Origin of the sequence: Primorskyibacter aestuariivivens, assembly GCF_028023675.1 — a bacterium.
Taxonomy (GTDB): domain Bacteria; phylum Pseudomonadota; class Alphaproteobacteria; order Rhodobacterales; family Rhodobacteraceae; genus Marinovum; species Marinovum aestuariivivens.
In genome coordinates this window covers 101,958-126,833 of record NZ_JAQIOZ010000009.1, presented here as the reverse complement: position 1 = coordinate 126,833, position 24,876 = coordinate 101,958, and the positions used below count along the sequence as shown (strand labels likewise).

Genomic DNA, 24,876 nt, shown 5'->3' with positions numbered 1-24,876 from the left:
GTATTGCAGCTCTGACGGCGTACGTGGTCGTGGCGCTCCCGTGACGAACTTGTCCCATAATGCTTCCTTCAATTCCTGAGAAAAAATCACACCATCAAACCGTGGGATCAAACACCTAGGGCGGGGCAGGGCCGCCCGGGCTGCGTTATCGTTATCATTGAGCCCAAAACCAAGCCGAGCCGCCGAAAAATCCACCGCGCTACGGGTTACTAGGTATTTCTTATCACCAAGACCGCCGCTAGGGTTTGCCTCGTTGTAAACGATCCGCCCGCACCTGCATCGCTGAGGAGCGAGGGGGCAGGCGCGGGCAAAAAACAATTGGGAGGACCAAATATGGATCGTCGTTCTTTTCTGAAAACCTCGGCTCTTGGCGGCTCGGCCGCCGCGGCAACCACTCTTGCCGCACCGGCCTATGCGCAGGGCAAGCGGACCCTGACCATGGTCACCACATGGGGCCGGGGTCTGGCCGGTGTGCATGACGCGGCCCAGCGCTGCGCCGACACCATCACCGCCATGACCGATGGCGACCTGACCATCGACCTCAAGGCCGCGGGCGAGCTTGTGGGCGCGTTCGAAGTGTTCGACGCCGTGACAGCCGGTCAGGCGGACATGTATCACGGGGCCGACTACTACTTTACCGGTCAGCACCCGGGCTATCAGTTCTTTACGGCTGTGCCCTTTGGCATGACATCGCTGGAACAGGCCAACTGGTATTACCAGGACGGCGGCAAAGAGCTGCATGACGAATTGGGCCAGATCTTTGGCCTGAAATCCTTCCTCGGCGGCGACACCGGCGCACAGGCCGGCGGTTGGTTCAACAAGGAAATCACCAGCCCCGAGGACTTCCAGGGTCTCAAGTTCCGGATGCCCGGCATGGGCGGTCAGGCGCTTGGCAAGCTGGGCGCATCGGTGCAGAACCTGCCCGGCTCCGAAGTGTATCAGGCACTGGCCTCGGGTGCCATCGACGGCACCGAGTGGATCGGCCCTTGGGCGGATGAAAAGGCCGGTTTCCAGGAAATCACCAAGTTCTACTACACCGCCGGTTTCCATGAACCCGCAGCCACCCTGTCGCTGGCCACCAACCGCGACGTGTTTGACAGCCTGTCGCCGGGTCATCAGGCCATCATCGAGACCGCGGCCTCCGAGGCGCATATCTGGAACCTGACCCAGTTCCTCGCCAATAACGGTGCGGCGCTGCAGCGTCTGCAGGCGTCGGGCGTGAAGGTACTGGAATTCCCTGACAGTGTCTGGGATGCCTTTGGCCAGGCCGCAAGCGATACGCTGGACGAGTATATGGACGACGAGCTGTTCGCGAAAATCCGCAACAGCGCCGAAGAGTCCATGAAATCCTCGGCCGGCTGGATCGACAAATCGATCAACGCATTCGCAAGCCAGCGTGACCGCGTGCTGGGCTAAACGGCCCGTCGCATGACATGACACAGGTCCCCGGCAGACATGCCGGGGGCTTTTCGGCGGAATGGGGCGAAACCCCGTCTGCCTTGCTATTCCAAGGGGGCAAAGATGCTGGACGGGTTGGGCTGGCTGGTTTCGAATATCGGACTGGCATTCTACAACCTCGGATATGCGCTCACTCACCCGAGTTCCTGGCTCAGCTGGATCGGTGGGTTCGAGAGCACCGAGGACAAACAGGCGCTGATGCGGCTGATCTATTATGGCGGATCGGTCGAGTTTTTCTTTGTCATCTTCGTCACCTTTCTCGTCATCACAGCCGTCGGCATCTGGTCGAACCGCTTCCTGTGGGGCGTGACGCGGGTGCTTGAGGGCTTTGCCAACGGGGTCGGGCGGCTCTTTGCCTGGGCCGGGCTGTTGATGGTGCTGCAACAGATCATCATCGTCTTCATACAGCGGATTTTCGCGGCGGCCGAAATCTCGCTTGGCTTTGGTTCGGTGCTGACCCGCGATGTGAGCTGGTGGGCAGAAGAGCTGAAGCTTTACAACGCGATGATCGTCGCCCTGTGCGTGACCTATACATTCGTTCAGGGCGGACACGTGCGAGTGGACCTTGTCTATTCCTCGATTTCCTTCCGCGCCAAACGCGTTGTGGACATGCTGGGATCGTGGCTTTTCATGATGCCCGCCGCGGTCGTGACCTGGATGTATGGCTGGTACTTCCTGTGGCGGCATCTGGTGGTGCCGAAACCCTCGGCCTCGGACACGATTGACCGGCTGCTGGCCAAGGCTCGTGCGCTGCGCTGGAACGTGGAGACCATCGGCTTTTCGCCCAACGGGTTTGACGCCTATTTCCTCTTCAAGGTGCTTCTGGTCGCTTACGCCGGTCTGGTGTTCATCCACGCATGGGCGTTTTTCTTCCGCTCTTTCCTTGAATGGAAAGAAGGCGAAGAGAGCGAAGGCAAATATCTCGACCGTGACATTCTGGGCAGCGAAGAAGCCGAGCTTGTGCACGCGATCGAAGAAAAACATTAGGATCCGAATTCAGTCATGACGCACCACCGGTTTCAGAACAAAATCCGCCAGCGCGAGGCATTTTCGCGCAGCAAGGGTGGCCCCCTTGCGAGCGGAAATAACGTGGCGATGGCGGATTTTTTCGAAATCCCGAAGGGGACGCGGCGCATTTTGCCCGTCAGAGCCACGAACCGATCTTTCGATCACCCAGATCGCCACGCTCGTTCCGTGGCTCTGACGGGCAAAATGGGCACGCGCCGGTGGCGCGTCATGACTGAATTCGGATCCTAGGGGGCAGTTCACATGCTATTTGGACTTGATGGCGTCGAGATCGGCCTGATCATCGTCTTTCTCTGCCTCTTCGGAGGCATCCTGTCAGGCTTTCCGGTGGCCTTTGCCATTGGCGGGGCCGGGGTCATTTCCTTTGGGGTCATCGCCGCGCTGGATTCAGCGGGGCTGCTGATCCACCAGGCGATTGATACCGGATCCGAGGCCTATAGTGCTCTGATCGCCGAAGGAGTGCGATCAGACGCAATCTCGATCTTCCGATACCCGGAATTGCCAAGATACGAGACGCCGGTCTTCCCCGGCGGCTGGGAACAGGCGCTGGACCGCAATATCTCCTTTGTCGTGAACCGGATGAACGAACGGGTTCTGGCGGGGCAGTCCATCGAGACGCTGCTGGCGGTGCTGATGTTCGTGCTGATGGGGATCACGCTGGAACGCTCGAGGATCGCCAATGACCTTCTGACCACCATGGCGCGGGTGTTTGGCCCGCTGCCCGGCGGTCTGGCGGTGTCGGTGGTGGTTGTGGGCGCGTTCCTTGCGGCCTCGACAGGCATCGTGGGGGCGACGGTGGTGACCATGGGGCTTTTGTCCCTGCCCACCATGCTGCGGGCCGGGTACTCGCCACAACTGGCCACCGGGGTCATCGCGGCCTCTGGCACGCTGGGGCAGATCATCCCGCCCTCCATCGTGATCGTGCTTTTGGGCACGCTGGCGGGCGATCTCTATTCCGCCGCGCAGGAGCAACGCGCCAATCTGGCGGGCTGTTCGGACGCGCTGACCTATCTGGGTGAGCCTGCGGTGGTCTCGGTCGGAACGCTGTTTCAGGCGGCGCTGATTCCGGGCATCATGCTGGCCTGTCTCTATGGTCTCTATGCCTTTGGCTATGCGCTGCTGAACCCGTCCAAGGCCCCGGCGGTCGAGCTGGGCGACAATGGCGGCGAAGTGCGCACGCGCAGTGAGGCGCTGACATGGTTCCTGTTCGTGCCCGTCGGTCTGATCGTCGGCATGATTGCGCTGGGTCAGGTCAACATGGTTGGCACGCAAAATGTCACCGTCGACAGCTTCTCGGATGCCGGTCAGACCGCAAGCCTGCGCACCAATGTGAGCGAAGAATGCCAGGCTTCGATGATCGAGCTGCACGGGCAGGAGGCATGGGATGCCGCCGTCGCCCAACAACAGGTGATTGACGAGGCGGGCGGCGTGGCTGAGGCGCGCGAGCTGACCGAAGAGGAACGCGCAGCCGCGCTTCAGGACAAGCTGGCCGCTGCCGCACCGATTGGCACCGGCATTGCCGTGGCCTTCCTGATGCTTGGTCTGGTGCTGACCACGGCTCGGGGCATCTCGCCCTCGGCTGATCCGACACCGCTGCTCATCGGCGGGCTGGGGATCGTGCTGGCGCTGGCGGCGGACATCCTGTTCATCAATCCGCTGACAAGTTCGGGTGTCACGCTGTTGATCATCGCGATCCCGCTGGTCATGACGCTTTACGGTGTGCGCTACGCGGCGGGGCTGTTGTCACAGAACGACCTGTTGCGCGTGGTCTTCCCGCCGCTGGTGCTCATCGTGGCGGTGCTGGGTTCGATCCTTGGCGGGATCACCAACCCGACGCCTGCGGCGGCGCTTGGGGCGGGCGGGGCGATCATGCTGGCGGCCTATCGCAAGCTGGCGGATGACAACAAATCCGGCAAGATCATCCTGAACACCACATTCGCGGTGGTCATCATGATCCTTGTGGGTGTCAATTTCGACCTGCGGATCGGGTTGGAAGAGGTGCCGCTGGAAAGCTGGATCGCCTTCTTCGTGGCGCAGGCGGCCTATCTCTACGCCATCTTCGGGCTGTTCTATGCGCTCTGGGTGCTGTTCAAGGGCGGGATCCTGTCACCGGTTGTGCGTGAAACCGCCAAGGTGACCTCGATGGTGTTCACCATCCTGATCGGCTCGCAGCTTCTGAACCTCGTGGTGATCTCGTTCGGCGGGGAACATTACATTCAGCAGTTCCTTCAGAGCTTTGACAATGAGTTCAAGGTCTTCCTGATCGTGATGCTGGTGCTGTTCATCCTTGGCTTCGTGCTCGATTTCCTTGAGATCATCTATATCGTGATCCCTATCGTGGGGCCGGTGATCTATGGCGGCACGTTTGATCCCAAATGGGTCACGATCATGATCGCGGTGAACCTCCAGACCTCGTTCCTGACGCCACCCTTTGGCTTTGCGCTGTTCTACCTGCGCGGCGTGGCGCCCAAAGAGGTCACGACGGCCCATATCTATCAGGGCATCATCCCCTTCGTGCTGATCCAGGTGGTGGGACTGGCGATCCTGTGGTTCTTCCCGCAGATTGTCACGATCTTCCCGGATCTGGTCGGGAACTGACCTTCGGGACAGACAAGAATGGAAAAGGCCGGGTCTGGATGCCCGGCCTTTTTCGTTGTCAGGTGACTGCGCGCTGTGCGCCGTACCCCTTTGATTTTACTGGAACCGGTTCCAGGCCTTCTGAAATGAGCTGGAGATATTCTCCCATGCATTCTCCATGCCTTTTTGCATGTCATCCCATGCCGCATCGCTGGCAGCCTGCGCTTCCTTCAGCTTGTCCTGCGCCTCGTCGCGTTGCTTGCGCATTTCGCTGATTTGCTCGTGATACTTGGCCCGGTTCTCGGCCTCGGCGACCTTGGCCTTGGCCTGAAATTTTTCGATTTCAGCGTTCCACTCGTCGAGCTTGGCTTTCATCTTCTCTACATAGGCGTCGCGATCCATCGTTTTCTCCCTTTATATCTGGGTTAGACTTGGTGTCGGGTTGTCAGAAATCAACACCTTTCTCCCGTTGATTGCACCTGTCCGCGGCTTGACCTATGTAGTGCGACGCCTTTTCAAAATTGAGGCATCGCTTTGTGCCATACCGTCCGGAGCCGGAAATCTACCTGCGCTCAGCGACTCCGCGGGCTCAGATCCGGCAGCGAGATATTGGCCACCTGTTCGGCAATCGGATCGGTCGACAGCGGATGGCTTTCGGAGGAAAATTCATCCGGGTTGCGCATCGGTTGCCATTCGCCGCCCATATAAACCTCGAGCCCCGAGAACTTGGCCTTGTAGCCCATCTTGGGCGATCCCGGCACCCAGTAACCCAGGTAGACATAAGGAAGCCCCGCCTCGCGTGCGATCTCGATATGATCAAGGATCATCCAAGTCCCCAGCGATTGCCGGGGCAGGTCGGGCGCATAGAAGGAATAGACCATGCTCAGCCCGTCATCGAGCACATCGGTCAGGCAGACAGCGGTCAGCGCCCGCGACTTGCGGTCCGTATATTCGATCACCCGCGAGCGGATCGGGGTTTCCTCGATCATCGCTGCGAATTCGAACACGTCCATATCGGCCATGCCACCCTGGGCGTGGCGGTCGTTCAGATAGGCGCGGAACAGCTCATATTGCTCATCGGTGGCCCAGGGCGAGGTGGCGCGGCGCTCAAGATGCTCATTGCGCCGGATGGTGCGGCGCTGGTTGCGCGACGGGGTGAAGGCGTCCACCCGGATGCGCGCCGACATGCAGGCCGAACATTCGGTGCAGGACGGGCGGTAGAGCACGTTTTGCGACCGGCGAAAGCCCTGTTTGGACAGCGCGTCATTCAACCGCTCGGCAGACTCCCCCTGCAGCGCGGTAAACAGTTTCCGCTCCATCCGGTCCTCAAGATAGGGACAGGGCTGTGGTGCGGTAACGTAGAACTGCGGCGCAAGCGGCAGTGTGTGTCGCATGACGGGGCCCTTTAGGGTCTGGAGTGATACGTTTTTGTGACGATACCAACGAATTGCGCCGCCGCCAAGCGTCTGGCTCGGGCGGCGGCGATGTTCTGCATTTTGGCCGGGATCAATCAGGCGCGGCGGTTCAGCATCACGGTGCCCATAACCATGTCGGTCAAGGACTGGCCGCGTTCCGAGGTCAGCATGAAGATCACCGAGACCAGCTGCACCAGCGCCATGCCGAAAGAGATATAATAGCCCAGCGTGTGCAACGCGGCCTCGCCCAGCGACAGGCGGTGACCTTCGGCGTTGCGCAGCTCGATCGACATGACCCGCATGCCCAGCGTGGCCGAGCCGCCCGCCAGCGTCAGGACCCGGTAGAAGAAGCCCAGCGTGGCGTAGAGCAGGGGCATGAAGAACAGGCCCACAAAGGCGGTGAAGGGAATGACGATCAGCGTCAGGCCAAGGATCAGGCCCACATCGATCACCCATGCAATGAGCCGCTTGGGCGGGATATCGGCGTAGAATTCCGGCTGGTAATGCGGATCGGGCAGGGCGGCGCTGTGCATCTTGGTCCTCGTGGTCGCGTTAGGCAAAGGCCGGGCCCCCGATTGAGGGGCCAGGCCGCGTGGTGTCAGCCTGTGGTTCAGGCGTCTTCTTTTTCGTCGCGCTCTTCGCGGGCCGTGGCGGCCTCCTTGGCGCGATCTTCCATGAACTCGTCGAACTCGGCCTTGTCCTTGGCGGCGCGCAGGCGTTCGAGGAAGGCCTCGAAATTCTCCTGCTCTTCCTGCAGGCGGCGCAGCGTGTCTTCCTTATAGGCGTCAAAGGCGCTGTTGCCCGAGGGTTTCATGGCGTTCCAGCGGGCGGAATGGCCACCCGAACGGCGGGATTTGCTGCAGTCTCCGAACATGCGTTTGCTCCAGATCATATAGGCAAGAAGGGCGAGGCCAACAGGCCAGAAGAACACAAGGCCAAGAACCGCAGCGGCGATCCATGCGCCCTTGCCCTTGCTGTCAAGCCAGGCCTCGGACCGGGCGAACCAGTTTTGCCTGGACGCGCGGGGGGCAGTCATTTGAACTTCGGTGGCGGCGGTGGTCATGTCTCTCTCCGTGGTTGACGTTGAATGTGAATGCCTTTCACATCACAAGAGATGAGGATGCCGGAGCCACCTTGCAAGGCTGGATGTGAATGTTTTTTACATTTATTTTGATTGCTGAGTGAAATCAGAGGCTTGTGCGCCCGTTGTCAGTGCCAGATCAGCCGGATTCATTGCAAAGACATGCCGCGGCGTGCCGCCCGCGGCCCAGATTTCGGTGAAATCCAGCAACCGGGGGTCCAGCCATGCCCGGATCGGGTTCACATGGCCCAGCGGCGCGACACCGCCAATGGCAAAGCCGGTTTGCGCGCGGATCAGCGCCGCATCCGCCTTGCCCAGCGCTTCGCCCGCCAATGCGCTGGCCTTTTCGGCGCAGACCTGATTGCCACCTGCGGTGAGAAACAGCAGCGCCTCGCCACTCTCTTGCCCGCGAAAGATGATGGATTTGGCGATCTGGTCGATATGGCAGCCCACCGCGTCAGCGGCCTCTTGTGCTGTGCGCGACCGGCCCACTTCGATGATCTCGGTGTCGATCCCTGCGGTGTTCAGCGCCCGGGCCACGCGTTTGAGGGATTTGCTCATGATGCTCTCCGTTTTGCGGTCAGAGAACCGGCACGAATGCCCTGCGTCAAGACTAAGGCACCGATTTCTTTCAAAGAAATCGGTCCGAAATCTTTTGAAGATTTCGGGTCTTTGCGCTCTGCGCGCTTGACGCCCCATTGCCCCCATGCACAACTCGATCCATGAATTTTGAAAGCCGAATGACCCGCTGCCCCCGTCCCTTTGATCCCGATCGCGGGGCGGAAACCCGTGCGCTCGTGCCCGATCTCTCCGCGCCCCTGGCCGGGCTTTTGGAGGGCACCGGAGGGTGCAGCCCCTATCTCAAGACCCTGGCCGAGAAAGAGACCGATTGGCTGCCCGAGGCGTTTGACGACCCGGAGGCGGCGGTGGAGCGGCTCTTTTCCGATCTGCGCGAGACCGCCCCCGATGCGCTGCCCTCGGCTTTGCGACAGGGCAAGCGGCGCATCGCGCTTTTGACCGCGCTGGCCGATCTGGGCGGGGTCTGGCCGCTGGAGGAGGTCACCGGCACGCTGACCCGCTTTGCCGATCTGGCAGCGCATCTGGCGATCCGCGCCACGGTGGGGCATGAGATCAAGCGCGGAAAGCTGCCCGGCAAGTCTGAGCAGGACGCCGAACAGGGCGGCGGTATGGTGGCGCTGGCCATGGGCAAGATGGGGGCGGGAGAACTGAATTATTCCTCCGACATCGACCTGATCTGCCTGTTTGACGAGACGCAGTTCGACCCGGATGACTATCACGACGCCCGCGCCAGCCTTGTCCGCGCCACGCGCAAGATGGCAGCGATGCTCAACGACCAGACCGGCGAAGGCTATGTGTTCCGCACCGATCTGCGCCTGCGCCCCGACCCGTCAGTGACGCCGGTCTGCATGGCGATGGAGGCGGCGGAGCGCTACTATGAGAGCCTTGGCCGCACATGGGAGCGCGCGGCCTATGTCAAGGCGCGGGCCTGTGCGGGGGATATCAAAGCGGGCGAGGGGTTCCTTGAAACGCTGCGGCCTTTCGTGTGGCGCAAACATCTGGATTTCGCCGCCATCCAGGACGCCCATGACATGCGGCTGCGCATCCGGGCGCATAAGGGGCTGGGCGGGCCGATCACCCTGCCGGGGCATAATATGAAACTGGGGCGCGGCGGCATCCGCGAGATCGAGTTCTTTACCCAGACCCAACAGATTATCGCCGGCGGGCGCGATCCCGAGCTACGGGTGCGCGGGACGGTCGAGGGGCTGGCGGTGTTGGCGAAAAAGGGCTGGCTGCCGCAGGAACTGGCCGACATTCTGACCGATCACTACCGCGCCCATCGCGAGGTGGAGCACCGTTTGCAGATGGTGGGCGATGCGCAGACCCATTTGCTGCCCAATAATGACGAAGGGTTCGAACGGATCGCGGCGATGATGGGCCGTGATGTGGCCTCGATGCAAAAGGAGATCCGCGAGAGGCTGACCGAGGTGCATGAACGTACCGAGGCGTTCTTTGCGCCCGATCCGGCAGCCGCACCCGCGCCCGAGGATGAGTTCGATCCCGAGATCACCAGTCGCTGGCGCAGCTATCCCGCGCTGCGCTCCCCCCGCGCGCAGGAGATTTTCAACCGTATTCGCCCGGAAATCCTGCGCCGACTGTCCGATTCCGCGCGCCCCGACGAGGCGCTCAACGCTTTTGACGGGTTCCTGTCGGGACTGCCCGCCGGGGTTCAGCTTTTCTCGCTCTTCGAGGCCAATCCGCAACTGATCGACCTTTTGGCCGATATCGTCGGCACCTCCTCGGCGCTGGCGAAATACCTGTCGCGCAATGCCGGTGTGCTGGATGCGGTGATTGGCGGCGATTTCTTTGCCGACTGGCCCGGCGTGGCGGCGTTGACCGCGTCGCTGGCGGATGTTCTGGCGCGGGAAAGCGATTATGAGCGGCAGCTGGATGCGGCGCGCCGCTGGGCCAAGGAATGGCATTTCCGCATTGGCGTGCATCATTTGCGGGGGCTGATCGACGCGTTTGAGGCCGGGCAGCACTATGCCGACCTGGCCGAGGCCAACCTGGCGGCGCTCTGGCCCGTCGTTGTGGCGCAGTTTGCCGAGAAACACGGGACGGCGCCGGGACGCGGCGCGATGGTGCTGGGCATGGGCTCTCTGGGGGCGGCGCGGCTGACCTCGCAGAGCGATCTCGACCTGATCGTGATCTATGACGCCGATGGGGTGGAATATTCCGAGGGCCGCCGCCCGCTGGCGGCGCGGGCCTATTACGCGCGGCTGACCCAGGCGCTGGTCACGGCGATGACCGCGCCAATGGCCGAGGGGCGGCTGTATGAGGTGGATATGCGGCTGCGCCCCTCGGGCACGCAGGGGCCGGTGGCGACCTCGTGGCAGAGTTTTGAGAGCTACCAGAAGACCGAGGCCTGGGTCTGGGAACATCTTGCGCTGACGCGCGCGCGGTGCGTGGCCGGGGCCGCAGGATTGGGCGAAGATGTTGAGACCCTGCGCCGGTCGCTCATGGGACAGCGCGACAAGGGTGAGGTGCTGCGCGAGGTGGCCGATATGCGCGCGCGCATTGCCGCTGCGAAAAGCCCGGGCGGGTCGCTGGATGCCAAGATCGGGCCGGGCCGGATGCAGGATATCGAACTGATCGCGCAGGCCGGGGCGCTGATCGACGGCTGCGCGGCACGCGATACCGCCGAGGGGCTGGCCGCCGCCGGGCGCGCGGGCGTGCTGGGCGAAGCCGCTGTTGCGCAATTGACGGACAGCTACGCATTGCACGGCGCGCTGCAGATGGCATCGCGGCTCTTGTCGGACAAGCCGCTGGATGTCGCGGAGCTGTCGGGAGGCGGAGCGGCGTTTTTGCTGCGTGAATGCGGCGCGGAGACGCTGGAGGACCTGACTGCGACGCTGGCGGACATGCGCGAGGCCTCCGATGCCGCCATCACCGGCGCGTTGCCGGAGGAGAGTAAAGCATGAGAAAAGGCGATGCGCTGGATCCGCGCGGGCTGATCCTTGAGAGCTACCGGATCGAGGGAATCACCGAGGGTGAGTGCCGGTCGATTTTCCTTGACTGGGCGCTGTCCTTTGAGGGCGAGATGCGCTCCGGGATCGTGGCCATGCTGGAACGCTATGGCGGGACCCATCCGGACCATCCGATGACAAAGGTGCTTCAAGAGGGGCTGGCCAAGGCCGAAGCCCCCAGACGGCGCGGCGGATGGCGGTCGCGCGACAGGTGAGCCGGGGTGGTGGGCAAGACGGCCCACCCTACGGACGGATGGGCGAACGCCATGTCGGGTGGGCATTTCTGCCCACCGCGTTTCAACGGACGAGCGCAGCCGCCTCGCGGGCAAGCGCTTCGATAGCTATCCAATCGCCCGCATTGACCAGATCATTGGGCGCAACCCAGGACCCGCCGACGCAGAGCGTATTGGGCAGCGACAGGTAATCCGGCGCGTTTTTCAGCGACACGCCCCCAGTGGGGCAAAAGCGGATCTGCGGCAGCGGACCGCCAATGGATTTCAGCGCGGGCGCGCCGCCATTGGCCTCGGCCGGAAAGAATTTCTGCACGCTGTAGCCGCGCTCAAGCAGGCGCAGCGCTTCGGTCGTGGTGGCCGCGCCGGGCAGGGTGGGCAGGTCTTCGGCCTCGACCGCATCCAGCAGCCGGTCGGTGCAGCCAGGGGTCACGCCAAAGCGCGCGCCCGCATCCTTCGCCGCCTTGACATCATCGGGGGTGAGCAGCGTGCCTGCGCCCACGATGCCGCCCTCGACCTTGGCCATTTCGCGGATCACCTCCAGCGCAGCCTCAGTGCGCAGGGTGACCTCCAGAGCGGGCAATCCGCCCGCCACAAGCGCTTCGGCCAGCGGGCGGGCATGGGCCACGTCATGCACCACCAGCACCGGGATCACCGGCGCGCGGCGGCAGAGGGCTTCGGTTTCTCGGCTTGCGTCTTGCGGGGTCATGATGGGAGAGCTTTCTGATTGTGTCTGCCGTTGAGCATGTGCGTATTTGGAAAGAGAAGAAGGGGCAGGGCGGGGTCTAGACCACCACGCCCGCGCCATTGGAGGCAAGGCCCACATTGTTGCGGAAAGCTTCGAACAATTCGCGCCCGACGCCGTGCCCGTTACCCGAGAGATCGGCGGTCACGGCCGGGCGGCTGTCAAAATCCTCGGCCAGCGTTTCGATCACGCCGTTGACTGCATCGACGCGGACAATATCGCCATCGCGCAGCTTGGCCAACGGGCCGCCATCTGCGGCTTCGGGGCAGACATGTATGGCCGAGGGGACCTTGCCGGACGCGCCCGACATGCGGCCATCGGTGACCAGCGCCACCTTGAGCCCGCGATCCTGCAACACCGCCAGGGTCGGCGTCAGCCCGTGCAGTTCCGGCATGCCGTTGGATTTCGGGCCCTGGAAACGGACCACGATCACGGTGTCGGAGGTGAACTCACCGGCCTTGAACGCGGCCTTGACGCTGTCCTGATCCTGAAACACCCGCGCCGGGGCCTCGATCACATGGCGTTCGGGGGCGACGGCGGACACCTTCATCATCCCGTGGCCGAGATTGCCATGCATCTGTTTCAACCCGCCGGTGGGCTGGAACGGATCGGACGCCGGGCGCAGGATCCTGTCGTTGAGGCTCTGCTTGGCCCCATCGGACCATTGCAGGCCCTCGTCGGTCAGGGTCGGTTCCTGCGCATAGGCGCTCAGCCCCTTGCCCGCGACGGTGGTGACATCCTCGTGCAAGAGCCCGGCATCGAGCAATTCACCGATCATGAAGCCCAGACCGCCCGCGGCGTGGAAATGGTTCACATCCGCCAGACCGTTGGGATAGACCTTGGCCATCAGCGGCACGACATCGGAAATGGCGTCGAAATCTTCCAGTTCCAGTTCGACCCCGGCGGCGCGCGCCATGGCGGGCAGGTGCAGCACAAGATTGGTGGACCCGCCGGTGGCCATCAGGCCCACCATACCGTTCACAAAGGCCTTTTCATCCAGCACATCGCAAACGGGTGTGTATTGGTTGCCAAGCGCGGTGAGCGACAACGCGCGCTCGGTCGCCGCATCGGTCAGCGCATCGCGCAGCGGCGTGCCCGGATTGACAAAGGAGGTGCCGGGCATGTGCAGACCCATGAACTCCATCAGCATCTGGTTGGAATTGGCGGTGCCGTAAAAGGTGCAGGTGCCCGGCCCGTGATAGGAGGCCATCTCGGCCTCCATCAGCTTGTCCCGGCCCACTTCGCCGGTGGCGAATTGCTGGCGCACCTTGGCCTTTTCATCATTGGGCAGGCCCGAGACCATGGGACCGGCGGGGATGAAGAGGCCGGGTATATAGCCAAAAGTGGCCGCGGCAATCACCAGCCCCGGCACGATCTTGTCACAGACGCCAAGATAGACCGCGGCATCAAAGGTGTTATGCGACAGCGCCACGCCAGTGGCGAGTGCGATGACGTCGCGGGAAAACAGCGACAGTTCCATGCCGACCTGACCCTGGGTCACGCCGTCACACATGGCCGGCACCCCGCCCGCGACCTGCGCGGTGCCACCTGCGCGGCGGGCGGCGTCCTTGATCCGCTGGGGATAGGTCTCAAAGGGCTGATGCGCCGAGAGCATATCGTTATAGGCGGTCACGATGCCCAGGTTGGGCGCGCGGTCCAAGAGCCGGTCCTTGTCCTGTCCCATGGCGGCATAGGCATGGGCCTGGTTCCCGCAGGTCAGATGCGCGCGGCGCGGGCCTTCTTCTGCGGCGGCGCGCATACGGTCCAGATATGTGGACCGGCGCGCTTCCGAGCGTTTCTGGATGCGTTCCGTGACGGCGGCGATGGTGGCATTCAGGGTCATGGCGTGTTCGGGTCTCTCGCACTGCGGAAATGATATGTTAGCGCTAACTTCGCGTGTTACCTAACCTGCCGATTGATATTTGACAAGGGGATGCCGGGTGCATTCTTACCCTTTGAGACAGCATAGCACAGATCGGCCCGAAACCGGAAATGCCCGACAGGGCTTTCCCCGGGCGCGTTGAGGCCCTAAGAGGCCGATATGACAGATTTGCCCGTGATCCGACTGAAGCCCAAATCCAATGCCCGCGCCATCCGCCACGGCGGCCCTTGGGTCTTTGCCAATGAAGTGGTGACAGACAGGCGGACCAAAAAGATCGCGCCCGGCGCGCTGGCGGTGCTGGAAGACGCCGATCGTGCGCCGCTGGCTCTGGTGGCGGCGAACCCGAACTCCAAGATCATTGGCCGCGTGCTGTCGCGAAATCCGGGCGAGGTCGTCGATCAGGCATGGTTCGCGGCCCGGCTGCAACGCGCGCTCGACCTGCGTGCGCAGCTCTATGACGCGCCATTCTACCGGCTGGTTCATGCCGAGGCCGACGGGTTGCCGGGGTTGGTCATCGACCGGTTCGGCGACACGGCGGTGGTGCAGCCCAACGCCGCTTGGTTGGAGGTCCGGCTGGACGTGCTGAGTGCCGCGTTGCAGGAGGTAACGGGCGTGTCCCATGTGCTCAAGAACGCGTCCGGGCGCACCCGTTCGCTGGAGGGGCTGGACGATGTATCTGCCGTGCTGGCAGGGACCGCGCCCGATGCGCCGCTGCCCGTGCTTATGAACGGGGCCCCCTATATGGCGGATCTCACCGGCGGGCAGAAAACCGGGCTGTTCTATGACCAGCGGATGAATCACGCCTTTGCGCAGCGGCTTGTCGCGCCGGGGGCCGAGGTGCTGGATGTGTTTTCCCATGTTGGCGGGTTCGGCCTTGCGATGTTGGCGGGGGGTGCGGGCCGCGCCACCTGTGTCGATGGATCGGCCCCCGCGCTTGAGTTGGCGCGGGCGGGTGCGGACGCAATGGGCGCGGCGGAGCGCCTGAGGATTCGGCAGGGCGATGCCTTTGCACAACTGGAAGACCTGATGGAAGAGGGCGCGCTGTTCGACGTGGTGATCTGCGATCCGCCCGCCTTTGCGCCGTCCAAACAGGCGCTTGATGCGGGGCTGCGTGCCTATGAGCGCGTTGCCCGCCTGGCGGCACCGCTGGTGAAAGAGGGCGGCTTTCTGGGCCTCTGCTCCTGTTCGCATGCCGCCGATCTCGCGGCTTTTCGCACCGCTTGCACCCGTGGCATCGGTCGCGCCGGGCGTCAGGGCGCGCTGATCCATACCGGCTTTGCCGGGCCGGATCATCCGCTGATGCCGCAATTGGCCGAGAGCGGCTATCTCAAGGCGCTGTTCTATCGTCTTTGAGCCAACCCGGTCCTTCTTTGGCTCGAAAATATCCTGGGGGTGAGGCCGAAGGCCGAGGGGGCAAAGCCCCCTGACCCCGCAAGCAAGGAGCGCGCCGTGAAAATCCTGCTCGACACCTGCGTCATTTATCCCACCGTCATGCGCGAAATGCTTCTGGGCGTCGCGGCCCGCGGCGTTTTCACGCCGCTCTGGTCGGCCCGCATCCTTGAGGAATGGGCGCGCGCCGCGCGCAAGATCGGTCCGGAGGGGGAAACCATCGCGCGGGGCGAGATTGCGCTGGTGCAAGCCAAATGGCCGGGGGCCGAGGTGACGTGGCCACCCTCGCTGGAGGCGCGGCTGTGGCTGCCGGATGCGGGGGATGTGCACGTTCTGGCGGCGGCGATTGCCGGGTCGGCGGATATGATCTGCACCGTGAATGCCAGGGATTTTCCGCGCAATATCCTCGCCGAGGAGGGGCTGATGCGGCAGGACCCGGACGGGTTCCTGCATGGGGTCTGGCAGGCGCAGCCGGATCTGGTGGCAAATGTGGCGGACCGTGTTTTGGCCAAGGCGCGGGACCTGTCCGGTGAAGACTGGCAGATGCGCGCGCTGTTGAAGAAAGCCCGCCTGCCAAGGCTGGCCAAGGCGCTGGCCTGAGGCCAAACGTAAAACGCGGGCCCCGAGGGACCCGCGTCACACCAATCTCTAAACGAGATCAGCGGTTTTCGATATCGACATAGTCGCGCGCGGTCTCGCCCATGTAGAGCTGACGCGGGCGACCGATTTTCATCTGTGGGTCGGCGAGCTGTTCTTTCCACTGCGAAATCCAGCCAACGGTGCGCGACAGCGCAAAGATCGGCGTGAACATCGAGGTCGGGAAGCCCATCGCCTCAAGAATGATGCCGGAATAGAAGTCCACATTCGGGAACAGCTTCTTCTCGGCGAAATAGGGATCTTCCAGCGCGGCGCGCTCCAGTTCCTTGGCCACGGCGAGGACCGGGTTGTTTTCCACGCCCAGAAGGTCCAGCACCTCGTCCGCGGATTGCTTCATCACCGTCGCACGCGGGTCGAAGTTCTTGTAGACGCGGTGACCAAAGCCCATCAGACGGAACGGATCGTTCTTGTCCTTGGCGCGGGCGATATATTCCGGGATACGGTCGACCGAGCCGATTTCCTTGAGCATTTCAAGGCAGGCCTGGTTCGCGCCACCATGGGCCGGGCCCCAGAGACAGGCGATGCCAGCCGCGATACAGGCGAACGGGTTGGCCCCCGAGGAGGACGCCAGACGCACGGTCGAGGTCGAGGCGTTCTGTTCATGGTCGGCATGCAGGGTAAAGATCCGGTCCATGGCGCGGGCCAGGATCGGGTCAACCACATATTCCTCGGCCGGGACGGCAAAGCACATGTGCAGGAAATTCGCCGCGTAATCCAGATCGTTGCGCGGATACACGAAAGGCTGGCCAATGGAATATTTATAGGCCATCGCCGCAATGGTCGGCATTTTTGCGATCAGGCGGTGCGAGGCGATCTCGCGCTGACGCTCGTCCGAGATGTCGGTCGAGTCGTGATAGAAGGCCGACATGGCGCCAACCACACCCACCATGGTGGCCATCGGATGCGCATCGCGGCGGAAGCCACGGAAGAAGTTGTGCATCTGTTCATGGATCATGGTGTGGCGGGTGATCGTGTTCTCGAAGGTCTCGAGCTCCGCCGCCGTGGGCAGGTAGCCGTAGAGCAGCAGGAAGCACACTTCGAGATAATGCGATTTGCCGGCCAGCTGGTCGATCGGGTAGCCGCGATGCAGCAGCACGCCCGCGTCGCCATCGATATAGGTGATGGTCGAGTCGCAGGCCGCGGTCGAGGTAAAGCCGGGGTCATAGGTGAACACACCTGCCTGGCCATAGAGTTTGCGGATGTCGATGACATCCGGGCCCTCGGTGGGGCTGTGAATCGGCAGATCATAGCTCTGATCGCCAATGGTCAACTGTGCGGTTTTCTGGGTGTCAGCCATGGGTGGTCCCTTCGTTCTAAAGCGGGGCCATCCTGCCCCTGCGGTCTAACAGTGCCGTGACATGGTCAGTCCTAGTCTTAGTCCTGTTCCGGTGCCACGGAGGCCTGGGCCAGACGCGTGAGCGTCTCTTGCTGGCCCAGAACCAGCATCATGTCGAATACGCTTGGGGTCACAGCCCGGCCTGCGAGCGCCGCACGAAGCGGTCCTGCCATCTTGCCGAATTTGATCCCGTGTTCCTCTGCAACCCGGGATGTGACCGCCTCCAATTCGTGTCGCGTCCAGCTAGCATTTTGCAGATGCGGCGTCAACGAGGCCAGTATACCACGGGATACCGGATCGAGCTGTTTGGCCGCTTTTTCGTCCGGTTCCAGCGGCGTGTCGGCCAGTACAAAATGAGCCTTTTCAATGAGTTCCGGGAAGGTCTTGGCCCGCTCTTTGAGGCAATACATCGCAGCCCCCATTCCGGCCCGCTTTTCGTCATTGAGAGCGCTAGCACCGGTCACGTCGAGGAATTGCTCCAGTTCATGCAGCAGTGCAGCATCGTCCGCGGCAGCGATATGCTGACCACAGAGGTTTTCCAGCTTCTTGAAGTCGAACCGGGCCGGTGATTTGCCGATGCCCGACAGGTCGAACCACTCTTTTGCCTGATCATCGGTAAAGAATTCGTCATCGCCGTGGCTCCAGCCCAGCCGCGCGAGATAGTTGCGCATGCCCGCCGCCGGATAGCCCATGGCCTGATACTCCTCGACCCCAAGCGCGCCGTGGCGTTTCGACAGTTTCTTGCCGTCCGGGCCGTGGATCAGCGGGATATGCGCCCAGACCGGCACGTCCCAGTCCATGGCGTCATAGATCATCATCTGCCGCGCCGCGTTGTTGAGGTGATCGTCGCCCCGGATCACATGGGTCACGCCCATGTCATGGTCATCCACCACCACGGCCAGCATATAGACCGGCGTGCCGTCCGAGCGCAGCAGGATCATGTCGTCCAGTTGATCATTGCGGATCGTCACATCGCCCTGCACCTGATCGCGAATGACCGTTTCGCCCTCTTGCGGGGCCTTGATCCGCACAACGTAAGGTGCGTCGGGTTGGGTCGCCGGATCGGCATCGCGCCAGGGTGAGCGATACAGCGTCGAACGCCCCTCGGCGCGGGCGGCATCGCGGAAGGCGGTGATCTCGTCCTGCGTGGCAAAGCACTTATAGGCCTTGCCCTCGGCCAGAAGCTGATGCGCAACCTCGGCGTGACGCTCGGCGCCTGCGGCCTGGCTCACCACCTCGCCATCGTGGTCAAGGCCCAGCCAGTCCATGCCCTTGAGGATTGCCGCCGTCGCCTCGGGGGTCGAGCGTTCGCGGTCGGTATCCTCGATCCTGAGCAGGAATTTCCCGCCGCGTCCACGCGCATAGAGCCAGTTGAACAGCGCGGTGCGCGCGCCGCCGATATGCAGGTAGCCGGTGGGGGACGGGGCGAAGCGGGTCACGACTTGAGCGTTTGCGGACATGAGGCGCGTTTACCTTTCGATAACCATGAGGGGCGTAGTTTGAGCGCCTGATACCTGTCGCGCAGCGCAGGAACAAGGACAACCATGGCGCTCTGGTCCCGGGTCACATCTGTCATTCTGGCACAGCGCGGCGCGTTGATGCCGTGGTGCCCGGTATTCCTGGGAACGGGGATCGGGATCTATTTTGCGATGCCGTGGGAGCCGCCGGTTGCGATGCTTTGGGTCTGCCTGGCGGGGGCTTTGGCGCTGGCGGCGCTGGCCGTCTGGCTGGGGCCGGGCAATGGGCCGCTGGTGCTGGCGGTGGCACTGGTGCTGGCCGGGGTGGCGCTGGCGGGTGCGCGTGCGCATCGGGTGGCCGCGCCGGTGCTTGAGTTTCGCTATTACGGCCCGATCGAGGGGCGCGTTGTGGGCATGGACCGCTCGGCCAGTGGCGCGTTGCGCCTGACGCTGGATCGTGTGCGGCTCAGCGATGTGCGCCAGGTGCCGGAGCGGGTGCGAATCTCGCTGCATGGGCAGGGCGGAGTGGTGCCGGGGCCGGGGATGCGGGTGATGACCACCGGGCATCTGGGCCCGCCGCAAGGCCCCGTGGAGCCCGGCGGCTTCGATTTCCGCCGTCACGCATGGTTCATGGGGCTGGGCGCGGTGGGCTATACGCGCGTGCCGTTGCTCATGGCCGCGCCATCCGAGCGCGGACCATCGGTCTTTGCCACGCGCATGGCGCTGTCCCGCGCGGTGCAGGCCCGGCTGGGCGGCGAGGTGGGCGGCTTTGCCGCCGCCATCACCACCGGCGACCGGGCGGGGATGAGCCTTGAGACCGTGGAAGAACTGCGCCGCACCAATCTGGCGCATCTTCTGGCCATCTCGGGGCTTCATATGGGGCTGTTGGCGGGGTTTGTCTTTGCCGCGGTGCGCCTGATTCTGAACGGGGTCCCATGGGTGGGCTTGCGCGCGCCGGTGCGCCGGATCGCGGCCATCGCGGCGCTGATCACTGGGGCGGGATATCTGGCGCTGTCGGGGGGCAATGTGGCCACGGAACGCGCCTATGTCATGGTGGCCGTGGCGCTGGTGGCGGTGCTGTTTCACCGCCGCGCCATATCGTTGCGCGCGGTGGGGTTGGCGGCGCTGATCCTGCTGAGCCTGCGCCCCGAGGCGTTGTTGGGGCCGGGGTTCCAGATGTCCTTTGCGGCCACCACGGCGTTGGTCGCGGTGTTTGCGGCCCTGCGTCACGACCGGTTGCCGACACTGCCCCGATGGGCGCGCCCGGTGCTGGCGGTGGTGATTTCCTCGGCGGTGGCCGGGCTGGCCACGGCACCGGTGGCGGCGGTGCATTTCAACCGCTACGCGCAGTTCGGCCTCATCGCCAACCTGCTCAGCGTGCCGCTCATGGGGGCGGTGATCATGCCGGCCGCGGTGGTGGCGGCCTGCCTTGCGCCGTTCGGGCTGGAGGCACCTGCGCTTTGGGTCATGGGGCAGGGGCTGGGCTGGATCCTTGGCGTCGCGCATGAGGTTTCAGGCTGGGACGGCGTGGTGCGCGGTGTGCCTGCGCCCGGACCCTTCGTGTTGCCGCTCCTGGCGTTGGGCGGGCTGACCCTTGCGCTGTGGCAAGGCAAGGCCCGGTTCATCGGGGGGGTGCCTTTCGTGCTGGGCCTCCTGCTCTGGGCCGGGACCGAGCGCCCCGCGGTGCTGATTTCCGAGAGCGGCGGTCTGGTTGGGGTGCGCGAGGCAGAGGGGCGGGCGCTGAGCCGGGCGCGCGGCGATGGATTCGTGGCGCAGGTCTGGCTTGAGAATGACGGCGATCTGGTCGCTCAGGACAAGGCCGCCGCGCGCTGGAACAGGCGCGCGGACCGCATTGCCGCGACCGATCTGCCCTGGGGCGGGACGCTCTGGCATGTATCGGGCAAGCGCGCGCGGGACCGGTTTGGCGGTTGTCGCAAAGGGGACATTGCGGTGTTCAACACCGAAGCGCCCAAGGGGCTGGATTGCAACGTCTTTGATCCCCGGCTTCTGCGCGGCACCGGTGCACTGGCGTTTGATGCCAAAGGCACGCTGGCCACCGTGCAGACCCGCACCGGCAACAGGCTCTGGAGCGGTGCCATAGCCAGGTAGGGGCTTAGTAGGTGCGGATCAGTCCCACAAGCCGTCCCTGCACCTTGACCTTATCCTCGGGCACAACGCGGGTTTCATAGGCCGGGTTGGCCGGTTCCAGCGCAATGGCACCACCGGAGCGGCGATAGCGTTTCAGCGTCGCTTCCTGATCCTCGATCAGCGCCACGACGATATCGCCGTTTTCGGCCACATTGGTTTCGCGGATCACCACCACATCGCCATCATTGATCCCGGCCTCGATCATCGAATCGCCCTTGACCTCAAGCGCGTAGTGATCGGCCCCCTGGCGCAGCATCTGGCCCGGAACGGCCACGTTATGCGAGGCATGGCTGATCGCCTCGATCGGGACACCGGCGGCGATCTGGCCCATGACGGGCAGCTCCGTCACATATATCGGCGCGCCATCGGTGCCGCGCGGTGCATTGGCCCCGCCGTCGATCACGCGCGGTTCAAACCCGGCCATGGACGCGGCAGGTACGCCGCCAAGGGATTCGGGCAGTTTGACGATTTCCAATGCCCGGGCCTTGTGCGCGAGGCGGCGGATGAACCCGCGTTCCTCAAGCGCCGTGATCAGGCGGTGAATGCCGGACTTGGACCGAAGGTCCAACGCATCCTTCATCTCGTCAAACGAAGGGGGGACGCCATCGCGCTGTATGCGTTTATTGATGAATTGTAGCAGATCAAGTTGCTTTTTCGTCAGCATTATCCGGCCCCTCGCGGTCACATTTGCCTGTTTGTTCTACGCATGTTCCCGTTTTGTGTCAATGGGCCTGTGGATAACTCGTGCAGGCCCGCATCTATTCTGGCTGCAAGAGCTTAAGGCGTTCTTAACTGTCGAGCGCTATATAGGGCAGGTGTTCACCGGCTTTGCGCGGCGGATCGTTGGGCGGGCGGACCAGCAGGGCATTGGCATCGGACAGGACGGTGAGCAGCGAGCTGTCCTGCCGGTCGAAAGGCGCGATGCCGGTCTCGTCGAGCCGTGCACGCATATAGTGTTCGCGCGGCCCGTTGGCGGCGATGTCGGTGCTCAGTGGCGCGGTTTGTTGGGGGGACGGTCCCTGACCAAGGCCCAGCATGGCGCGGATCACAGGCGCGACAAAGACATGGCCGCAGACCATGGCTGAAACGGGATTGCCCGGCAGGCCGATCATCATCGCGTTGCCCAGACGCCCGGCCATGAGCGGTTTGCCGGGGCGCATGGCGACCTTGTAAAAGGCGCGGTCCATGCCAAGATCGGCGGTCACGCCCGCGACAAGGTCGTGATCGCCCACGCTTGCGCCGCCAATGGTGAGGATCAGGTCCGCATCACGGGCTAGGTCCAGCACCGTCTCAAGCGAGGCGCGGCTGTCGCGGGCGATGGGCAACATGCGCGGTGCGGCACCCAACCGGCGCATTAGCGCGTGCAGGCCGAAGCTGTTGGAGGCGATGATCTGGTCGGGGCCCGGCGCTTCGCCCGGCATGACCAGCTCGTCGCCTGTGGCGATGATGGCCACCACCGGTTGACGGGCCACCGAGACCTGCGCCACGTTCATCGATGCCAGAAGGGCAATATCTTCGGGTTTCAGAACCTTTGGAGCGGAAATCCTGTCTCCGGTGCGGAAATCGGCCCCGGCGGGGCGTATATTGCTGCCCGTGCCAACCGCATCGCTCAGCACGATACTGTCGCCGTCGCGGGTCACGTCCTCCTGGATGACCACGTGATCCGCGCCGTCGGGCACCGGCGCGCCGGTAAAGATGCGCGCGGCCTGACCGGGACCAACCGTACCGTCAAAGCGATGCCCGGCGGCGGCTTCGCCGATCACGGTGAAACGCGCGCCGGGATGGGCTTCGACCCGCTGCAGGGCGTAACCGTCCATGGAAGACGCAGCAAAAGGCGGCTGATCGCGATGCGAGATCGCGTCCTCGGCCATGACCCGATCCGCCGCGTCGAGCAACGGAACGGTTTCTGTCGGCATGGGATGGGCCAGCGCAAACAGCTGGTCGAGTGCTTCGTTGACAGAAATCATGTCGCCTCGTACCGCCCTGATTTTCCGCCATCTTTCAGCGTCACGCGGATGCCGCCGATCTCCATTGCCTTGTCCACGGCCTTGGCCATGTCATAGACGGTGAGCGCGGTAATCGAGACCGAGGTCAGCGCCTCCATCTCGACCCCGGTCTGGCCCGTGGTCTTGACCGTGGCAGACAGGCGCAGACCCGGCAGGGTTTCATCCGGGGTCAGGTCCACCGCCACCTTGGTGATGGGCAGCGGGTGGCAGAGCGGGATCAGCGTCGAGGTCTGTTTCGCGCCCATGATCCCGGCGAGACGGGCGACCGAGATCACATCGCCCTTCTTGGCGCGACCTTCTGTAATGATATCAAAAGTTTCGCGTGCCATCTTGATGTAGCCTTCGGCGGTGGCGATGCGCGATGTCACGGCCTTGTCGGAGACATCGACCATATGCGCGTCGCCCTTGGCGTCGAAATGGGTGAGATCGGCCATCACGCGCCCTCCATCACGGGGTTGGCGAGAAGGGTGCGCGTCGCGGCCTCTATATCGTCCTGTCGCATGAGGCTTTCGCCGATCAGGAAGGTGCGCGCGCCATGGGCGGCCATATCGGCCAGGTCTGCGGGGGTGTTGAGACCGGATTCGGAGATCAGCATCCGGTCGGCGGGCGCGCGCTTTGACAGTTCACGTGTTGTATCAAGAGTGGTCTCGAAGGTCTTGAGATTACGGTTGTTTACACCAAGAAGCGGGGATTTCAGCTTGAGCGCGCGGTCGAGTTCTTCGGCGTCATGAACCTCCAGGAGTACGTCCATGCCCCAGCCGAATGCGGCGTCTTCGAGTTCCGCTGCCTGCGCGTCAGAGACCGAGGCAAGGATGATCAGGATGCAATCGGCCCCCAGCGCGCGGGCTTCGGCCACCTGATAGGGATCGTACATGAAATCTTTACGAAGGGCGGGCAGGCTGGTGGCCGCACGTGCTTCGGTCAGAAACGATTTCGCGCCCTGAAAGGAAGGTGTATCGGTCAGAACAGACAGACATGTTGCGCCGCCGCGCTCATAGGCCTGGGCCAGCGATGCGGGATGAAAATCGGCGCGGATCAGGCCCTTGGAAGGCGAGGTTTTCTTGACCTCGGCGATCAGGCCGTAACCGGTTTGCGCGGCCGTTTGCAGCGCCTTGGCAAAGCCGCGCACCGGGTCCGCGGCGCGGGCTTCGGCCTCGACCTCGGACAGGGGTTTGGCTGCTTTGTCGGCGGCGACCTCTTCGAGCTTGTAGGCCTTGATCTTGTCGAGGATGGTTTGGGTCATTGCAACGTCCAGTCAATCGGGGGCTCGCCCCGGGTTTTAAGCCAGTCATTGACGCGGCTAAAGGGGCGTGAGCCGAAAAATCCGCGTCTTGCGGAGAGTGGTGAAGGATGGGCGGTCTCGATCCGCAGGTGATCGGGGTGTTTCAGCATTGTGCCGAGCTTTTGCGCCTTGGTCCCCCAGAGCAGAAGTGCGCGGGGTGATTGGTCAAGCTCAGCGAGGATGTCGGTGATCAACGCGTCCCAGCCGAGTTTCAGGTGGCCGCCGGCCGCGCCTGCGGGCACACTCAGCGCGGTATTGAGCAGCAAAACGCCCTGCGATGACCAGCCGCGCAGGTCACCGGTCGATGGCGCAGTGCCGAGATCGTCGGTCATTTCCTTGAAGATATTGTTCAGGGACCTGGGCAGTGGTCGCACATCAGGTTCCACCGAAAAGGCCAGCCCATGGGCGTGGCCGGGGGTGGGATAGGGGTCCTGACCAAGGATCAGGACGCGGGTGTCATTGGGCGCGCAGGCCTCCAGCGCGGCGAAGGTCTGCGGCGCGGGGGGCAGGATCTCGCGCGGGTCACCTGCCAGCCGGGCCGCGAGGGCTGGCCATTGGCTTTGGAAAAATGGCAGATGCGCCCATGCTTCGGGCGGCGCGCGTCCGTCTAGCGCCGTTGCGTCGCCAACCGTGTGCAATCCT

22 protein-coding genes are annotated in these 24,876 nt (G+C 63.5%); 8 read left to right on the top strand and 14 right to left on the bottom strand.

Going from position 1 to position 24,876, the window contains the following annotated elements; genetic code table 11:
- Window positions 1-333 precede the first annotated feature (333 nt).
- From PGB28_RS11390 to PGB28_RS11380, 3 genes are all read left to right on the top strand, one after another.
- Window positions 334-1,416, top strand: coding sequence for a TRAP transporter substrate-binding protein (locus tag PGB28_RS11390; protein ID WP_271421641.1), 1,083 nt, complete (start codon window positions 334-336; stop codon window positions 1,414-1,416).
- A gap of 105 nt (window positions 1,417-1,521) precedes the next feature.
- Entirely contained in the window at window positions 1,522-2,445 is a 924-nt protein-coding gene (locus PGB28_RS11385) for a TRAP transporter small permease subunit (protein ID WP_271421640.1), read from the top strand.
- Window positions 2,446-2,727: 282 nt separating this feature from the next.
- Window positions 2,728-5,082 (top strand): TRAP transporter large permease, encoded by a 2,355-nt coding sequence (locus PGB28_RS11380; protein WP_271421639.1) that lies wholly within the window; start codon window positions 2,728-2,730, stop codon window positions 5,080-5,082.
- 96 nt (window positions 5,083-5,178) lie between these two features.
- On the opposite strand, the gene PGB28_RS11375 is transcribed toward PGB28_RS11380, so the two are convergent.
- From PGB28_RS11375 to PGB28_RS11355, 5 genes are all read right to left on the bottom strand, one after another.
- On the bottom strand, window positions 5,179-5,463 hold the full coding sequence (locus PGB28_RS11375; RefSeq protein ID WP_271421638.1) for a sll1863 family stress response protein: 285 nt from the start codon (window positions 5,461-5,463) through the stop codon (window positions 5,179-5,181).
- Between the two features lie 170 nt (window positions 5,464-5,633).
- Window positions 5,634-6,455: an arginyltransferase gene (locus tag PGB28_RS11370; RefSeq protein ID WP_271421637.1), complete on the bottom strand. Its 822-nt coding sequence runs from the start codon at window positions 6,453-6,455 to the stop codon at window positions 5,634-5,636.
- Between the two features lie 116 nt (window positions 6,456-6,571).
- The gene (locus PGB28_RS11365) at window positions 6,572-7,009 is read right to left on the bottom strand and encodes an RDD family protein (RefSeq protein WP_271421636.1); all 438 of its coding nucleotides are present in this window, start codon (window positions 7,007-7,009) and stop codon (window positions 6,572-6,574) included.
- A 77-nt stretch (window positions 7,010-7,086) separates the two neighbouring features.
- Window positions 7,087-7,539: a DUF2852 domain-containing protein gene (locus PGB28_RS11360; protein ID WP_271421635.1), complete on the bottom strand. Its 453-nt coding sequence runs from the start codon at window positions 7,537-7,539 to the stop codon at window positions 7,087-7,089.
- 102 nt (window positions 7,540-7,641) lie between these two features.
- The gene (locus tag PGB28_RS11355) at window positions 7,642-8,118 is read right to left on the bottom strand and encodes a YbaK/EbsC family protein (RefSeq protein WP_271421634.1); all 477 of its coding nucleotides are present in this window, start codon (window positions 8,116-8,118) and stop codon (window positions 7,642-7,644) included.
- A 161-nt stretch (window positions 8,119-8,279) separates the two neighbouring features.
- Between PGB28_RS11355 and PGB28_RS11350 the strand changes: the two genes are divergently transcribed.
- Together PGB28_RS11350 and PGB28_RS11345 are read left to right on the top strand one after the other, a co-directional pair.
- Window positions 8,280-11,057, top strand: a complete 2,778-nt coding sequence (locus PGB28_RS11350) for a [protein-PII] uridylyltransferase family protein (protein WP_271421633.1) — start codon at window positions 8,280-8,282, stop codon at window positions 11,055-11,057.
- Complete coding sequence (locus PGB28_RS11345; protein ID WP_271421632.1) at window positions 11,054-11,317, top strand: hypothetical protein; 264 nt, start codon at window positions 11,054-11,056, stop codon at window positions 11,315-11,317. Before PGB28_RS11350 ends, PGB28_RS11345 begins: the two co-directional genes overlap by 4 nt.
- Window positions 11,318-11,399: 82 nt before the next feature.
- On the opposite strand, the gene eda is transcribed toward PGB28_RS11345, so the two are convergent.
- Window positions 11,400-12,041, bottom strand: coding sequence for a bifunctional 4-hydroxy-2-oxoglutarate aldolase/2-dehydro-3-deoxy-phosphogluconate aldolase (gene eda, locus PGB28_RS11340; RefSeq protein ID WP_271421631.1), 642 nt, complete (start codon window positions 12,039-12,041; stop codon window positions 11,400-11,402).
- Window positions 12,042-12,117: 76 nt separating this feature from the next.
- The gene (gene edd, locus PGB28_RS11335; protein ID WP_271421630.1) at window positions 12,118-13,920 is read right to left on the bottom strand and encodes a phosphogluconate dehydratase; all 1,803 of its coding nucleotides are present in this window, start codon (window positions 13,918-13,920) and stop codon (window positions 12,118-12,120) included.
- Window positions 13,921-14,118: 198 nt separating this feature from the next.
- Between edd and PGB28_RS11330 the strand changes: the two genes are divergently transcribed.
- A complete protein-coding gene (locus PGB28_RS11330) occupies window positions 14,119-15,312 on the top strand; it encodes an RSP_2647 family RNA methyltransferase (protein WP_271421629.1) in 1,194 nt (397 codons plus the stop codon).
- A 96-nt stretch (window positions 15,313-15,408) separates the two neighbouring features.
- A complete protein-coding gene (locus PGB28_RS11325; protein ID WP_271421628.1) occupies window positions 15,409-15,948 on the top strand; it encodes an RSP_2648 family PIN domain-containing protein in 540 nt (179 codons plus the stop codon).
- A 58-nt stretch (window positions 15,949-16,006) separates the two neighbouring features.
- On the opposite strand, the gene gltA is transcribed toward PGB28_RS11325, so the two are convergent.
- Complete coding sequence (gene gltA, locus PGB28_RS11320; RefSeq protein ID WP_271421627.1) at window positions 16,007-17,302, bottom strand: citrate synthase; 1,296 nt, start codon at window positions 17,300-17,302, stop codon at window positions 16,007-16,009.
- 77 nt (window positions 17,303-17,379) lie between these two features.
- The gene (gene gltX, locus PGB28_RS11315) at window positions 17,380-18,801 is read right to left on the bottom strand and encodes a glutamate--tRNA ligase (RefSeq protein ID WP_271421626.1); all 1,422 of its coding nucleotides are present in this window, start codon (window positions 18,799-18,801) and stop codon (window positions 17,380-17,382) included.
- Window positions 18,802-18,885: 84 nt separating this feature from the next.
- Here gltX and PGB28_RS11310 point away from each other — a divergent pair, with 84 nt between their 5' ends.
- A complete protein-coding gene (locus PGB28_RS11310; RefSeq protein ID WP_271421625.1) occupies window positions 18,886-20,907 on the top strand; it encodes a ComEC/Rec2 family competence protein in 2,022 nt (673 codons plus the stop codon).
- Window positions 20,908-20,911: 4 nt separating this feature from the next.
- Here PGB28_RS11310 and lexA read toward each other — a convergent pair whose 3' ends face one another.
- The 5 genes from lexA to PGB28_RS11285 all read right to left on the bottom strand — a co-directional run bounded on the left by lexA (window position 20,912) and on the right by PGB28_RS11285 (window position 24,872).
- Window positions 20,912-21,610, bottom strand: coding sequence for a transcriptional repressor LexA (gene lexA / locus PGB28_RS11305; RefSeq protein WP_271421624.1), 699 nt, complete (start codon window positions 21,608-21,610; stop codon window positions 20,912-20,914).
- Between the two features lie 124 nt (window positions 21,611-21,734).
- Window positions 21,735-22,913, bottom strand: coding sequence for a molybdopterin molybdotransferase MoeA (locus tag PGB28_RS11300; protein ID WP_271421623.1), 1,179 nt, complete (start codon window positions 22,911-22,913; stop codon window positions 21,735-21,737).
- Window positions 22,910-23,386, bottom strand: a complete 477-nt coding sequence (gene moaC / locus PGB28_RS11295) for a cyclic pyranopterin monophosphate synthase MoaC (RefSeq protein WP_271421622.1) — start codon at window positions 23,384-23,386, stop codon at window positions 22,910-22,912. Before moaC ends, PGB28_RS11300 begins: the two co-directional genes overlap by 4 nt.
- The gene (gene trpC / locus PGB28_RS11290; RefSeq protein ID WP_271421621.1) at window positions 23,386-24,195 is read right to left on the bottom strand and encodes an indole-3-glycerol phosphate synthase TrpC; all 810 of its coding nucleotides are present in this window, start codon (window positions 24,193-24,195) and stop codon (window positions 23,386-23,388) included. Before trpC ends, moaC begins: the two co-directional genes overlap by 1 nt.
- Window positions 24,192-24,872 carry a uracil-DNA glycosylase gene (locus tag PGB28_RS11285; RefSeq protein WP_271421646.1) on the bottom strand — a complete coding sequence of 227 codons (681 nt, stop codon included), beginning with the start codon at window positions 24,870-24,872 and terminating at the stop codon, window positions 24,192-24,194. Before PGB28_RS11285 ends, trpC begins: the two co-directional genes overlap by 4 nt.
- Window positions 24,873-24,876 lie beyond the last annotated feature (4 nt).

Coding starts and splice junctions, on each gene's coding strand:
- edd (WP_271421630.1), bottom strand. CDS start 13,920: ATGACCCTGAATGCCACCATCGCCGCCGTCACGGAACGCATCCAGAAA.
- gltX (WP_271421626.1), bottom strand. CDS start 18,801: ATGTCCGCAAACGCTCAAGTCGTGACCCGCTTCGCCCCGTCCCCCACC.
- PGB28_RS11370 (WP_271421637.1), bottom strand. CDS start 6,455: ATGCGACACACACTGCCGCTTGCGCCGCAGTTCTACGTTACCGCACCA.
- PGB28_RS11330 (WP_271421629.1), top strand. CDS start 14,119: ATGACAGATTTGCCCGTGATCCGACTGAAGCCCAAATCCAATGCCCGC.
- eda (WP_271421631.1), bottom strand. CDS start 12,041: ATGACCCCGCAAGACGCAAGCCGAGAAACCGAAGCCCTCTGCCGCCGC.
- gltA (WP_271421627.1), bottom strand. CDS start 17,302: ATGGCTGACACCCAGAAAACCGCACAGTTGACCATTGGCGATCAGAGC.
- PGB28_RS11375 (WP_271421638.1), bottom strand. CDS start 5,463: ATGGATCGCGACGCCTATGTAGAGAAGATGAAAGCCAAGCTCGACGAG.
- PGB28_RS11385 (WP_271421640.1), top strand. CDS start 1,522: ATGCTGGACGGGTTGGGCTGGCTGGTTTCGAATATCGGACTGGCATTC.
- PGB28_RS11380 (WP_271421639.1), top strand. CDS start 2,728: ATGCTATTTGGACTTGATGGCGTCGAGATCGGCCTGATCATCGTCTTT.
- PGB28_RS11310 (WP_271421625.1), top strand. CDS start 18,886: ATGGCGCTCTGGTCCCGGGTCACATCTGTCATTCTGGCACAGCGCGGC.
- trpC (WP_271421621.1), bottom strand. CDS start 24,195: ATGACCCAAACCATCCTCGACAAGATCAAGGCCTACAAGCTCGAAGAG.
- PGB28_RS11365 (WP_271421636.1), bottom strand. CDS start 7,009: ATGCACAGCGCCGCCCTGCCCGATCCGCATTACCAGCCGGAATTCTAC.
- moaC (WP_271421622.1), bottom strand. CDS start 23,386: ATGGCCGATCTCACCCATTTCGACGCCAAGGGCGACGCGCATATGGTC.
- PGB28_RS11355 (WP_271421634.1), bottom strand. CDS start 8,118: ATGAGCAAATCCCTCAAACGCGTGGCCCGGGCGCTGAACACCGCAGGG.
- PGB28_RS11360 (WP_271421635.1), bottom strand. CDS start 7,539: ATGACCACCGCCGCCACCGAAGTTCAAATGACTGCCCCCCGCGCGTCC.
- PGB28_RS11300 (WP_271421623.1), bottom strand. CDS start 22,913: ATGATTTCTGTCAACGAAGCACTCGACCAGCTGTTTGCGCTGGCCCAT.
- PGB28_RS11345 (WP_271421632.1), top strand. CDS start 11,054: ATGAGAAAAGGCGATGCGCTGGATCCGCGCGGGCTGATCCTTGAGAGC.
- PGB28_RS11390 (WP_271421641.1), top strand. CDS start 334: ATGGATCGTCGTTCTTTTCTGAAAACCTCGGCTCTTGGCGGCTCGGCC.
- lexA (WP_271421624.1), bottom strand. CDS start 21,610: ATGCTGACGAAAAAGCAACTTGATCTGCTACAATTCATCAATAAACGC.
- PGB28_RS11350 (WP_271421633.1), top strand. CDS start 8,280: ATGAATTTTGAAAGCCGAATGACCCGCTGCCCCCGTCCCTTTGATCCC.